The 12,715-nt window shown below is 64.3% G+C and carries 11 protein-coding genes; 10 read left to right on the top strand and 1 reads right to left on the bottom strand.

Annotated elements, in window-relative coordinates; all coding sequences use genetic code 11:
• Positions 1 to 74 precede the first annotated feature (74 nt).
• The 6 genes from SB764_RS01850 to SB764_RS01825 all read left to right on the top strand — a co-directional run bounded on the left by SB764_RS01850 (position 75) and on the right by SB764_RS01825 (position 5,560).
• Positions 75 to 1,664, top strand: a complete 1,590-nt coding sequence (locus SB764_RS01850) for an APC family permease (protein WP_231957722.1) — start codon at positions 75 to 77, stop codon at positions 1,662 to 1,664.
• 80 nt (positions 1,665 to 1,744) lie between these two features.
• Positions 1,745 to 3,337 (top strand): aldehyde dehydrogenase (NADP(+)), encoded by a 1,593-nt coding sequence (locus SB764_RS01845; protein ID WP_321902742.1) that lies wholly within the window; start codon positions 1,745 to 1,747, stop codon positions 3,335 to 3,337.
• On the top strand, positions 3,330 to 4,352 hold the full coding sequence (locus SB764_RS01840; protein WP_065064019.1) for an Ldh family oxidoreductase: 1,023 nt from the start codon (positions 3,330 to 3,332) through the stop codon (positions 4,350 to 4,352). Before SB764_RS01845 ends, SB764_RS01840 begins: the two co-directional genes overlap by 8 nt.
• A gap of 309 nt (positions 4,353 to 4,661) precedes the next feature.
• Positions 4,662 to 4,901 carry a hypothetical protein gene (locus tag SB764_RS01835; RefSeq protein WP_373681594.1) on the top strand — a complete coding sequence of 80 codons (240 nt, stop codon included), beginning with the start codon at positions 4,662 to 4,664 and terminating at the stop codon, positions 4,899 to 4,901.
• A gap of 46 nt (positions 4,902 to 4,947) precedes the next feature.
• Positions 4,948 to 5,193, top strand: a complete 246-nt coding sequence (locus SB764_RS01830; RefSeq protein WP_074983153.1) for a hypothetical protein — start codon at positions 4,948 to 4,950, stop codon at positions 5,191 to 5,193.
• A 172-nt stretch (positions 5,194 to 5,365) separates the two neighbouring features.
• Positions 5,366 to 5,560 (top strand): hypothetical protein, encoded by a 195-nt coding sequence (locus SB764_RS01825; RefSeq protein ID WP_065064021.1) that lies wholly within the window; start codon positions 5,366 to 5,368, stop codon positions 5,558 to 5,560.
• On the opposite strand, the gene SB764_RS01820 is transcribed toward SB764_RS01825, so the two are convergent.
• Entirely contained in the window at positions 5,550 to 6,548 is a 999-nt protein-coding gene (locus SB764_RS01820; RefSeq protein ID WP_082992194.1) for a LysR family transcriptional regulator, read from the bottom strand. The genes SB764_RS01825 and SB764_RS01820 overlap by 11 nt on opposite strands.
• A gap of 219 nt (positions 6,549 to 6,767) precedes the next feature.
• Here SB764_RS01820 and SB764_RS01815 point away from each other — a divergent pair, with 219 nt between their 5' ends.
• From SB764_RS01815 to SB764_RS01800, 4 genes are all read left to right on the top strand, one after another.
• On the top strand, positions 6,768 to 7,715 hold the full coding sequence (locus SB764_RS01815) for a cupin (protein WP_410862458.1): 948 nt from the start codon (positions 6,768 to 6,770) through the stop codon (positions 7,713 to 7,715).
• Positions 7,716 to 8,551: 836 nt separating this feature from the next.
• Positions 8,552 to 9,181 (top strand): hypothetical protein, encoded by a 630-nt coding sequence (locus SB764_RS01810; protein ID WP_410862457.1) that lies wholly within the window; start codon positions 8,552 to 8,554, stop codon positions 9,179 to 9,181.
• The gene (locus tag SB764_RS01805; RefSeq protein WP_410862455.1) at positions 9,151 to 9,786 is read left to right on the top strand and encodes a hypothetical protein; all 636 of its coding nucleotides are present in this window, start codon (positions 9,151 to 9,153) and stop codon (positions 9,784 to 9,786) included. The genes SB764_RS01810 and SB764_RS01805 overlap by 31 nt, the downstream gene beginning before the upstream one ends.
• Positions 9,787 to 10,032: 246 nt before the next feature.
• On the top strand, positions 10,033 to 12,630 hold the full coding sequence (locus SB764_RS01800; protein ID WP_065064025.1) for an EAL domain-containing protein: 2,598 nt from the start codon (positions 10,033 to 10,035) through the stop codon (positions 12,628 to 12,630).
• Positions 12,631 to 12,715 lie beyond the last annotated feature (85 nt).

Raw genomic sequence — 12,715 nt, 5'->3', positions numbered from 1 at the left:
CGGCGCTGCGCCTCATCCCTTAACGAGGAGACACGGCTATGTCCACTCAAGGCAAGCTGCGCGGCGCGCTGCCCATGAGCGATGCAACGCGCGAGCACACCGGCGAAGGACGCTTCAAGAAGCAGCTCTCGCTCACCGATCTGACCTTCATCGGCCTCGGCGCCATTTTCGGCTCGGGCTGGCTGTTCGCCGCGAGCCATGTGTCGGCCATCGCGGGACCGGCGGGCATCGTGTCCTGGCTCATCGGCGGCTTTGCGGTGCTGCTGCTCGGCATTGTGTATTGCGAACTCGGCGCGGCTTTGCCGCGTGCGGGCGGCGTGGTGCGTTATCCGGTGTTTTCGCATGGTCCGCTGCTCGGTTACTTGATGGGCTTCGTCACGCTGATTGCGTTTTCCAGCCTGATTGCAATCGAAGTGGTGGCCGCGCGTCAATATGCGGCCGCATGGTTTCCGATGCTGAGTCAACCGGGTTCGGGTAATCCGACCACGATCGGCTGGCTCGTGCAACTCGCGCTTTTGGGCCTGTTTTTCAGGCTCAATTACAAAAGCGTGAAAACTTTTGCGCGCGCGAATAATCTCATCAGCATTTTTAAATTCATCGTGCCGATTTCGGTGATCGGCGTGCTGTTCACGTTTTTCAAACCCGCCAATTTGAGCGTGCATGGATTTGCGCCGTTCGGCATGTCGGGTATTGAAATGGCGGTGTCGGCGGGCGGCATCATCTTCGCGTATCTCGGTCTCACGCCGATCATTTCGGTCGCGAGCGAAGTGCGCAATCCGCAACGCACGATTCCCGTCGCGCTGATTCTTTCGGTGCTGCTTTCCACGCTGATTTACGTGCTGCTGCAACTCGCCTTCATCGGCAGCATTCCGACCGCGATGCTCGAGAGTGGCTGGGAGGGCGTGAGCAAGGCGTTTTCGCTGCCGTACCGCGATATCGCGCTCGCACTCGGCGTGGGCTGGCTCGCCTATATGGTGGTCGCCGACGCGGCGATTTCGCCGAGCGGTTGCGGCAACATCTACATGAACGCGACGCCGCGCGTAGTGTATGCGTGGGCGAAGACCGGCACGTTCTTCCGCGTGTTCACGCGCGTCGATGAAGCGTCGGGCATTCCGCGCGCCGGCCTGTGGCTCACGTTCGCGCTCGCGGTGTTCTGGACGCTGCCGTTTCCGTCGTGGGAAGCGCTCATCAACGTGGTGTCGGCGGCGCTGGTGTTGAGCTATGCGGTGGCGCCCATTTCCGTCGCCGCGCTGCGCCGCAATGCGCCCGATATGCCGCGCCCGTTCCGCGTGAGCCGCTTCGGCCTCGTCGGGCCTGTGTCGTTCGTGATCGCCGCGCTGATCGTGTACTGGTCGGGCTGGAGCACGGTGTCGTGGCTGCTGGGTTTGCAGATCGTGATGTTCGTGATCTATCTGGCGGCAGGACGTTTCGTGCCGACGCGCGAATTGAGCCTGCGCGAACAGGTGCGTTCGTCGGCGTGGCTGATCGCGTTCTATGCCGCGATGATCGTGTTGTCGTGGCAGGGCAGTTTCGGCGGCGTGGGCGCGCTTGCGCATCCCTACGACACGCTGGCCGTGGCGATCGCGAGCCTCGGTATTTACTACTGGGGCGCGAATACGGGCGTGCCGGGCCACAAGCTCCAACTCGACGGCGACGATCAGTGAGCACGCATCGAGCGTAATTTCCCTTTCCATCGATTCAAAATCGGGCCGCGTCGGCCCGGTTGCTTTTTGCAGGGACCACCATGACGATTACTGGCCAGTCGCTGATTGGCGCGACGAGCGTGTTCGGCACGCAGGGCGCGTTTCATGGCGTCGATGCCCGCACGGGTGTGGCGCTTGAACCCGCCTTCGGCGGTGCGACGCAGGACGATCTCGAACGCGCGTGCGCGCTCGCGGACGCGGCCTTCGACACCTTCCGCGAAACGCCGCTCGACACGCGTGCGCGTTTTCTGGAAACCATCGGCGAGCAGATCATGGCGATCGGCGACGCGCTGATCGAACGCTGTATGGCGGAAACCGGTTTGCCGCGCGCGCGGCTCGAAGGCGAACGCGCGCGTACGGTCGGCCAGTTGCGTCTCTTTGCCAACGTGTTGCGTCACGGCGATTTCGTCGATGCGCGCATCGATCCGGCGCAACCCGATCGCAAGCCGATGCCGCGTGTCGACCTGCGTCTGCGTAACGTGGCGATCGGGCCGGTGGCGGTGTTCGGGGCGTCGAATTTTCCGCTGGCGTTTTCGGTGGCGGGCGGCGATACGGCGTCGGCGCTCGCGGCGGGATGCCCCGTGATCGTGAAGGCGCACGGCGCGCATCCGGGCACCTCGGAACTGGTGGGCCGCGCGATTCAGAAGGCGGTGCAGCAGTGCGCGCTGCCTGAAGGCGTGTTCTCGCTCGTGTTCGACAGCGGCCTGTCGATGGGGCAGGCGCTCGTGGCCGATGCGCGGATCAAGGCGGTCGGCTTCACGGGCTCGCGCGCGGGCGGCGTGGCGCTCATGAAGATCGCGAATGCACGCGCGGAACCGGTGCCCGTATATGCGGAGATGAGTTCGATTAATCCGGTCGTCTTGCTGCCGCATGCGCTGACCACGCGCGGCGCGACGATTGCGCAGCAGTTTGCGGCGTCGCTCACGCTGGGCGCGGGGCAGTTCTGCACCAATCCGGGTCTCGTGCTCGCGGTGGACGGCGACGCGCTGCGCGCGTTCGAACGCGCGGCGGCCGACGCGCTCGCGCAGTCGACTGCATCGACGATGCTCACGCCCGGGATTCACGCGAACTACGCGAAAGGCGTGGAGCGCCTCGCGACGCATGTCGATGTCGAGCAACTCGCGCGCGGCAAAACGGGCGGTCCTTTCGACGCGCAGGCCGCGTTGTTCGCGACCCCATCACAAGCGTTTCTCGCCGATCCCGCGTTGCGCGAAGAAGTGTTTGGCCCGGCGTCGCTGATCGTGCGCTGCGGCGATCTCGACGCGCTGCACGGCGTGCTGAAAGCGCTCGAAGGCCAATTGACCGTCGCCGTGCATCTGCACGGCGACGACCGCGCCGCGTGCCGCGCGCTGCTGCCGACGCTCGAACGCAAGGCGGGCCGTATACTCGCCAATGGTTTCGGCACGGGCGTGGAAGTCGGGCATGCGATGGTACATGGCGGCCCGTTCCCGGCGACCTCGGACGCGCGCACGACGTCGGTCGGCAGTCGCGCGATCGAGCGTTTCCTGCGGCCGGTTTCGTATCAGGATCTGCCCGACGACCTGCTGCCCGACGCGCTGCGCGACGCCAATCCGCTGACGCTCGCGCGGCGTATCGACGGTACGCTTCATTGCGAGGAACATCAGGATGACTGATCAATCCGACGACGTGGTACTTTCGCTCGACGCGCTGTTCTCACTTGCGCGTAAGGCGCTGATGCATCACGGCGTGTCCGAAGCGCACGCGGACGCCATCGCGCGTGTCATCACGCAAGGTCAGCGCGACGAGTGCCATTCGCACGGCATCTATCGCCTGCTCGGCTGCGTGCGTTCGGTGAAGAGCGGCAAGGTCGATCCGCGTGCCGAGCCGACCCTGCGCGACGTGGCGCCCGGCGTGCTCGCGGTCGACGCGCATTATGGTTTTTCGTTGCTGGCCTTCGAAACGGGCCTGCCCGTGCTCGCGGAGAAGGCTCGCACGCAGGGGCTCGCGGCGATGGCGATCAATCGCTGCTTCCATTTTTCGGCGCTCTGGCCCGAGGTCGAAGCCATCGCCGCGCAGGGTCTGGTGGGGCTCGCGATGAACCCGAGTCATAGCTGGGTCGCGCCCGCGGGCGGCACGCGCGGCGTGTTCGGCACCAATCCGATCGCGTTCGCCTGGCCGCGCGCCGAAGGCCATCCGTTTGTGTTCGACTTCGCCACGAGTGCGATCGCGCGCGGCGACATCGAACTGCACGCGCGCGAGGGTAAGCCCATTCCTTCGCACTGGGCGATCGACAGCGCCGGGCAACCGACCACCGACGCACGCGCGGCGCTCGACGGCGCGATGCAGACGTTTGGCGGCCATAAAGGATCGGCGCTGGCGGCGATGGTCGAATTGCTCGCGGGCGCGCTGATTGGCGACCTCACGAGCATGGAGTCGCAAGCCTTCGATGGCGGCGCGGGCGCGAGTCCCTGCCACGGCGAACTGGTGATCGCGATCGATCCGCGCCGCTTTCTGGGCGACGATTACGCGGCGGGCGAGGCGCGTGCCGAGCGTCTGTTCGACGCCGTCGTGGAGCAGGGCGCGCGCTTGCCTTCGCAACGCCGTTTCGAAGCGCGTGCGCGCAGCGAACGCGACGGTGTGCGCATTCCTTCCGCGCTGTATCGCGATGTGATGAATCTTTTTGATTGAATGAAGTTTTAGCAAAAGCAGCAGAAAAAAGCGCGTGCGATCCGAGGCACACGCGCTTTCGGTCGCAATGGCCCATTCAATTGACGATACCGCCGATTGTGTGAATTTATCGGCGAATTCGCGCCTGTTCCGGTTGCGCCGCAGCGTTGCACTTTTTATGTGCATGAACGCCGCGGCACGCGAATTCGAAAACTGTCCCCTTTACATTGGCGACACTCAAGGTTAATGCTTATTGCGGTGCAGCAAAATGCTGCCTACACTGAGCTTGACCGCCTATGGATTCGGAAGTTTTCGAAAGGAGGGCGTGCCATGATCACGTCACAGATGTCGATGCTGGAAGCGTCGCCGAAGCTACATGTTTTCGAGCAGGAAGGGGGCTGGCATTGGGGCATTACGGTCCCCAGGTCGGCGGGCAGCGGCTTCAAGGTCATTGCCTATAGCGAAACGTCATTCAACGGCGAGACCGAGGCTCGCCGCGACGGCAATCGTGCGCTCGATAGTCTCCCTGCCGATCTCCCTGCTAGTGCGGCATTTGCGTTCATGCCTTAATGCGCGGATCGTTCTACACTGAAACCCGGTGAACGGGAGAAACGGTATGAACCCGCGTGACGAGAAGGACACACGTTGCAAGCACTACGCCATGCGCCGCCTGACGCGGGCGATGCAGCGGCTCACCCATGCGCAGGACGGCATGGAACGCACGATGGCGCGGCGCTGGGTCAATGCGTGGAGCAGCGCCGTGGGCGAGCGCTCGATGCGGCGAATTACGCCGCTTCCGGGTACCGCTTTAACGAGTTCCGTTCCGCCGCGTGAATCCACGCATTTGCGCCGCGTGTCGTAATGCTTGAGTGGCTGAATGGCATTCGCATTGCAGCCTGCATCATCGTTTCGGGTTGAAATATGAAACAAAACGCATATTTCGTTGACTGATGCTTCATTGAAGCGATATTGTCATACTTTAGACATTTTTCGCTTCACCCTTGGCTTCTGCAGATTATGAAATCACTCACGCCATGAGCGTGAATGTGGACGGTGTCGACTACACCGGTAAGTGGCGCGTGATGACCGGCTCGGTCATCGTGTATTTCGCCAATGAAATCAAATTCGCCCCGCACGGCGCAAATCGGCCCGAGCAAATCGCTCGCTGGCTATTGACCGACCTGTGCAAAAAAATCGAGTCGCGCAAACGCAAAGGGATCAAACGCTGATTCTTTGCGGCGCATTGGCGTCGGCGGTTTTTGCGTGCTCTTTTGCGTGCTCCTTCGCGTCCCAATAGCCTTCGCGTTTGAAAATCGCCGAATAGAAGTCGATAAAGGCGCGCACTTTCGACGACACCGTCCGCTTGCGCGGATACACCGCCCAGACCGCCGGCGCATGCTTCGTCGGCTGCGCTTCCCATTCCGGCAGTAGCCGGATCAGTTTGCCTTCCCGCAATGCGTCGCCGACGGCCCACGTCGGCAGCAAGGCAATGCCGCGTCCTGCCATGGCGAGATCGAGCAGGGCTTCGGTGTCGTCCACGCGCAGCCTGCCGTTCAATGCAACCGTCACCGATGCCTCGCGCTGACCGTTCGCCGCATTGGCGTGCTGCACGAGCAGCCAGCGGTCGTCCGCCGCGAGTGAAAAACGCAGCGCGGCGTGCGCGGCCAGGTCGGCGGGCGTAGCGGGCGCGCCGCATTGCGCGAGATAAGCGGGGCTCGCGCAGACAATGCGCCGATGCGCCGTCAATTGCCGCGCCATCAATTGCGAATCCGGCAGCGCGCCAATGCGAATCGCGAGATCGATGCCCGAGTCGATGATATTGACCACGGTATCGGTCATCACGATATCGACGTCGATCTTCGGATACCGGTCCATGAATTCCGGCAGATGGCGCACGACATGACGGCGTCCGAACGAGCGCGGCATGGTCACGCGCAACAAACCGCGCGGCGAGCGATTCAGCGACGAAGCGATTTCACGCGCTTCGTCGAGATTGCGGATCACACCGATCGCATGCTCGCGAAACACGCGGCCGCCTTCGGTAAGCACGAGACCGCGCGTCGAACGATTGAATAGCGCAATGCCGAGATCGCGTTCGAGCTCGGTGATATAGCGCGACACGGTCGACGTCTTGACCTCGATGCGGGCCGCCGCTTTGCTGAAACTGCCCAATTCGGCAGCCGAAAGGAATGCGCGGATTGCGCCGAAATAATCCATATGCGTGCGGACGTGTTGATGGCTTTGTTGTGCAGTGTAAGAGAAAACGCGCTGGTGCCGGGTTTCACGCGCTTTCCGCAGTGATCGACTTCCGGTTATCCCTTTTCTGCAAAGCTCATTTCCCATGCGCGCCGTTCCCGCACACGGCTGCGGCTTCTAAAGTCCATTCACGCTGCACGATTCGCTCGCCGAGCGATGGACATTTTCAGGAGCCTTATCATGCTGGACAAAACCGCACTTTCATCGCTTGCATTCGACGACGATACGATCACGCGCGACGCGCAATTTTTCGAATACACCTCATCGGCGAATCCGATTGGCGCGAAGCTGATTTCGCGCGTGCCTTATCGTTCGTTTGCCGCCTCGCTTTACGACGATGGTCCGACGCGCATCGTGCCACTCGATGTGTCCGCGGAATTGGGCTGCGATTATCCGGCCACCGGTCCGGGCTTGATGGCGAGTTTTCTGCGCATCGTTGCGGGCGACACGCTCACGGTCGATCCGAACGCGACTTCACAGGTGTTCTACGTACTCGATGGCGCAGGGACGATTGCGCAAAACGGCACGGCATTTTCATTCAGCAAAGGTGACTTCTTTGCGCTGCCGGGCGGCGGACAGGCCGTATTGTCGGCGCAGTCGACGGCGCGCCTTTATTACGTGAACGACGCCCCGCTGCTCGCTTATCTCGGCGCGAAGATCGACGTGGCGCGTTTTACGCCGACGCTGTATCCGGCTGCGCGGGCTCAGGCCGAGCTCGCGAAAGTGGCCAGCGCGCCGGGCGCCGCGCAGCGCAATCGCGTGAGCGTGCTGCTCGGCAATCGCCATTTTCCGCAGACGCGCACCGTCACGCATTCGCTGTGGGCGATGTTCGGCATGATCGCGCCGCACAGCGTGCAAAAGCCGCATCGTCATCAGTCGATCGCGCTCGACTTCATTCCGGCATGCGAGCCCGGCGTATATACGCTCGTGGGGACCGAGATCGACGAGCAAGGCCGGATTGTCGATCCCGTGCGCGTGGACTGGACGCCGGGCATGGCGTTCATCACGCCGCCCGGTTATTGGCATGCTCACTTCAATGAATCGGATTCGCCCGCCTATGTGATTCCGCTTCAGGATGCTGGACTGCAAACGTATTTGCGTTCGCTCGATATTCGTTTCGCGCGTTGATGAATGAAAAGTAGACAGTTTGCACGGCGTTTAAGTGCATGCTGCGATTGTTTGGACTGCGCGATGCTGGGTTGATCCTGCTGGCGTGCCGGCTGGGTATTCGCAAGGTTACGTTCGATGTGGCGGTGACACGTTACGCCCACGACGTAACGCGGCGCGATGCCTGACCGTCACGCCTTTTTTCATGTGATGCACGATACGCCGCCGGCTAAGGGGCGCGCGCTTGCATCGCGTCGATGGTGTTGTTTCCTTTGCTAACGAATCGCGCGTGTAAATCGCGCAAAAACGTTGGCGTGGAATTTGCAGATTTCGAGCGCCGATTCTGCCATATTCGAGCGCAGCGTTACCACGCCGACGCTCCACCATTCTTCCAGGCGACGCGTATCCACGCGCAATCGGGACAGCAGAAATAGTACGCATCGACCGTATTTGAAAAACCGATCAGCGGTTTTCCGGGGGCACTGATTACACCTTTGACCAATCAGGACGCGAGTTCATCGCGAAAGGACTAATCATGGCTCCCTTCAAACACACGCTTGTTGCATCGGCGAGCGCACTCCTATGGTGGTCGCTGGCGCCGTCGGCTTATGCCGGCGATGGGACGACATCGTCGCCGCCTGCTTCCATGCAAGGCAGCGGATGGAATGGCGTCTGGCAGTTCGGCCCCGGCTATGCATGGGCCGGTGGCGACGGTATGAGCGGCGGCTGGACCGGGACCGGTGGCGGGTATGGCGGCGGCTCGGGCAGTTATGGCGGTTCGGGGGACGGGGGAAGTGGGAGTGGGTCGGGCAGCTGGGGTGGCACGGGAGGGGACGGTGGCTGGAGCGGTGGTTCCAGTGATGGTGGCCATGGCGGTAGCGGTGGTGCCGGTGGCACTGGCGGTAACGGAGGCAGCGGAGGCAGCGGCGAAGGTGGTCACGGTGGCTGGGGCGGTGGTTCCGGCGACGGCGGCCATGGTGGTTCAGGCGGTTCAGGAGGCTCAGGTGGTTCAGGAGGCTCAGGAGGCTCAGGAGGCTCAGGTGGCTCGGGTGGAACTGGCGGCAACGGTGGTAGCGGTGGTCCCGGAGGAAGTGGCGGAAGCGGAGGCTCAGGCGGCTCCGGTGGTAACGGTGGCACTGGCGACGGTAGTCACGGCGGCTGGGGCGGTGGTTCCGGCGACGGCGGCCATGGCGGCAACGGTGGTTCCGGAGGCAACGGTGGTTCCGGCGGAAGTGGTGGCACCGGCGGTTCTGGCGGTTCAGGAGGCACCGGCGGTAACGGAGGCACCGGGGATGGCGGTCACGGCGGTTGGGGTGGCGGCACGGGTGGCACCGGCGGCACCGGCGGTTCAACCGGCACCGGCGGCCACGGCATCTCCGGCGGCTCCGGCAACGCCGGTCACGGTGGCACGAGCATCGGCTCGGGCAACGCTGGCGGCACGCAATCCACAGGCGGCTTGCTCAGTCCGCTCGTCGATCTCGTCGTGAACGTTGGCGCGGTCAGCGTGCCGGTGGTGCCGATCACAATCGGCAACAACAGCGGCAGCGGCAATGGGAACGGCGTGAACAACGGCGCATCGAGTGGTTCGCATGGCGGCTCGGGCGGTGCATCGGGTGCTCAGACGGGCAGCGGCGGCCTGTTGTCTCCGGTGACGAACCTGCTTGGCGCGCTCACGGGCGGTGCGACGACGACCAACGTCGTTTCGTCGAGCGGCAACACGCACGGCGGATCGAATAGCGGACCCAATAGCGGATCGAGCGGCAACACGGGAGGCAACACCGGCGGCGGCAGTTCGCACGGCTCGACGTCATCGGGGGGCACGTCCGGCACGTCGAACCCGACAGCGCCGTTGACGAACCTCGTCGGCACGCTGACCGGCGCGCTCAAGGGCGCGGGCGGCAACAGCAGCAGCGGAGCCGGCGGCACGAGCACTGGCGGCACCGGGTCCGGCGGCTCATCCGCCACCTCAACGCTCGCTCCGCTGGCCAATCTGCTCGGCGGTCTGACAGGCGGCGCGCCGGGCGGCTCATTGGCTGGCTCATTGGGCGGCAGCAGCAACACCGGCAGCAGCAACGGCCCGAAGAAACACTAAGCACGCAAGACGCATCCAAGCCCGAGCGCCCGGCCTCATCGACACCGGGCGTACCCCAACCCGTCCCGCAGCACCACGCGGCGACGGGCTTCTTCATTCCGTCGGCAAGCCGCTCCCACCCTCCAGCACGACCGTCCTAATCCCGGATTACCTCCGCGACCTTGATTTAAGTCAACTCAATCTCCGCGCCCGCCTGCTACGTTCGCCATATCTCAAAAAGACAACAAACGCGGTACGGGGCGCGACATGCAACACCACACGCTGGACGTCGAAATAGGACGTCTTCTTTCCGGGCCGCTGCTCGCCTGCGGGCCCGACGTGCCTATCCGCGAAGCCGCGCGCCGCATGGCCGAGCACCGTTGCAGCGCGATCGTCGTGATGGATCACGGCGAGCCGGTCGGCATCTGGACCGAGCACGACGCGCTCGCGAGCGCCGCGCACCGCACGCATTCGGCCGACGCGCGTCTCGTCAACGCACTGATCGACGAACCGCTGCCCGAGCCTCCCGACGATCCCGCCGACGAACCGGCCAATCGCCCGATCCGCACTGTCATGAGCCAGCCGGTGCGCGCGCTGCCCGCGAGCACGCCCGCGCGCGAGGCGGCGGCGTGCTTCGTGCGCGAGGGCATCCGCCACGGACTCGTGATCGACGACAACGGCCACGCACTCGGTCTCGTCACACAGACCGATCTGGTCATGAGTCAGGGCCCCGAGTGTTTTCTGCAACTGCGTACGCTCGGCTGCGCGAAGCCGTCGAAGCCGCATTGCATCGACGCTGCCGCGCCGTTCGCACAAGCGCTCGCGCGCATGCGCGAAGAGCGCCTGAGCGCGATCGTCGTGTGCGCCGCCGACGGCAGCCTCGGCATCCTCACCGAGCGCGACGTGGTGCGCGCGATCGGCGAAGGCGCGCGCGAAGACGGCGCCACGGCGGGCACCTTCGCGAGCTGGCCGCTGCGCTCGCTGCCGCACACGCGCAGCCTCTATTCCGCGCGCCAGTATCTGCTCGACAACCGCATGCGCCACGTGGGCGTGCTCGACGACGCGGGCCAGTTGTGCGGCCTGCTCGGCCTCGCCGACATCCTGCGCGACATGGAGCACGAATACGTGCGCGAACTGCAGGCGGCGCTGCGCGAACGCGACGACGCGCTGCTCGCCTCGCGCGCGAATCTGCGTCTCGCCGATCAGGTGGTGGAATCCACGCTCGACGGCGTGATGATCACCGACCTGCAAGGCACGATCGAGCGCATCAATCCGGCGTTCACGCGCCTGACCGGCTACACCGAAGCCGACGCGCTCGGCCGCAACGCGCGCCTGCTCAGCTCGGGCCGCCAGGGTCCGGCGTTCTACGCGGGACTGTGGGAAAGCATCGAAACCAAGGGCCACTGGAAGGGCGAAATCTGGAATCGCCGTAAAGACGGCACGCCCTACCTCGAATACCTGACGATCTCCAGCATTCGCGACACGCAAGGCCTGTGCACGCACTACGCCGCGATTTTCGCCGACATCACGCAGCGGCGCGAAAATGAGGCGCGCCTCAGTTATCTCGCGACGCACGACGCGCTCACCGGTCTGCCCAATCGCACGCTGTTCACCGAGCGCATCGCGCTGGCGCTCGCGCGCGCGCGCCGTTCGAGCAAACGCGTCGCGGTGATGTTTCTCGACCTCGACCGCTTCAAGCTCATCAACGACACGATGGGCCACGGCGTGGGCGACGAAGCGCTGTCCGTGATCGCGCGGCGTCTGCGCGAATCGGTGCGCGAAACCGACACGGTGGCGCGACTGGGCGGCGACGAATTCACGCTGCTGATCGAGGATATCGACGACATCCGCCACGTGGGCCGCATCGCCGAAGCGCTGCTCCTCAGCGTGGGCGCGCCGATCCGCACCGGCGAGCAGACGCTCTTCGTCACGCCGAGCATCGGCATCAGCATGTTTCCCGACGATGCGCAGGATTCCGGACGCCTCTTGATGCAGGCCGACCGCGCGATGTACGAAGCGAAAAGCGCGGGCAAGAACAATTTCCAGTTCTTCGCCGCGCCGATGACGTCGAGCGCGATGGAGCGCATCCAGCTCGAAACGGAATTGCATCGCGCGATCGACGGCAACGAATTCCTGCTGCATTACCAGCCCGAATTCGACGTGCGCAGCGGCCGCCTCTCGAACGTCGAAGCGCTGATCCGCTGGCAACATCCGCAGCGCGGCCTCGTGCCGCCCGACCAGTTCATTCCGATTGCCGAGGAGTCGGCGTTGATCGTGCCGATCGGCGCGTGGGTCCTGCGCGAAGCGTGCCGCCAGGCGCGCGCGTGGCTTGACGAAGGCTTCGAATTCGGGCGCATCTGCGTGAATCTGTCCGCGCGCCAGTGCCTGCACGACGGCTTTCTCGCGCAGCTCGCCAACATACTCGGCGAGACCGGCTTGCCGGTTAACCGTCTGCAACTCGAACTCGTCGAGAGCATGGCGATGACGTCGAGCCACGGCGGCACCGAAGCGCTGCTGCACGAACTCGCGGCGCGCGGCATCAGTCTCGCGATCGACGATTTCGGCACCGGTTATTCATCGTTTCGCTATTTGCAGTCGCTGCCCGTCGACACGCTCAAGGTCGACCGCTCGTTTCTCGCGGAGGTCGGCGAAAACCGGCCGCTCATGCGCGACGAGGGCAACGGCTCCATCGTGCGCGCGATCGTGGCGATGGCGAAGTCGCTCGGCGTGTCGGTCGTCGCCGAGGGCGTGGAAACGCCGAACCAGTTGCGCTTTCTGCGCGAGATCGGTTGCGAGCGCGCGCAGGGTTTTCTGCTCGCGCGTCCCGCACCGGCCGCGCGCATGCCGCGTGCGTTGCCCGCGTGATCGACGCTGATCATGCCTGCCGGCGCGCGCGTGCAGGATGCCGCCCAATGCCTCGTTGAGGCGCACCTTTTGATTGGAGAAAGAC

Origin of the sequence: Paraburkholderia sp. SIMBA_027, from assembly GCF_046535315.1 — a bacterium.
Lineage (GTDB): Bacteria > Pseudomonadota > Gammaproteobacteria > Burkholderiales > Burkholderiaceae > Paraburkholderia > Paraburkholderia tropica.
Note: the sequence above shows the minus strand (reverse complement) of the source record. Positions and strands in the feature narration are given on the sequence as shown.

Bases quoted from the DNA above. Each gene is read 5' to 3' on its own strand.
- SB764_RS01800 (WP_065064025.1), top strand. From the start codon at position 10,033: ATGCAACACCACACGCTGGACGTCGAAATAGGACGTCTTCTTTCCGGG.
- SB764_RS01835 (WP_373681594.1), top strand. From the start codon at position 4,662: ATGATCACGTCACAGATGTCGATGCTGGAAGCGTCGCCGAAGCTACAT.
- SB764_RS01815 (WP_410862458.1), top strand. From the start codon at position 6,768: ATGCTGGACAAAACCGCACTTTCATCGCTTGCATTCGACGACGATACG.
- SB764_RS01845 (WP_321902742.1), top strand. From the start codon at position 1,745: ATGACGATTACTGGCCAGTCGCTGATTGGCGCGACGAGCGTGTTCGGC.
- SB764_RS01830 (WP_074983153.1), top strand. From the start codon at position 4,948: ATGAACCCGCGTGACGAGAAGGACACACGTTGCAAGCACTACGCCATG.
- SB764_RS01825 (WP_065064021.1), top strand. From the start codon at position 5,366: ATGAGCGTGAATGTGGACGGTGTCGACTACACCGGTAAGTGGCGCGTG.
- SB764_RS01850 (WP_231957722.1), top strand. From the start codon at position 75: ATGAGCGATGCAACGCGCGAGCACACCGGCGAAGGACGCTTCAAGAAG.
- SB764_RS01840 (WP_065064019.1), top strand. From the start codon at position 3,330: ATGACTGATCAATCCGACGACGTGGTACTTTCGCTCGACGCGCTGTTC.
- SB764_RS01820 (WP_082992194.1), bottom strand. From the start codon at position 6,548: ATGGATTATTTCGGCGCAATCCGCGCATTCCTTTCGGCTGCCGAATTG.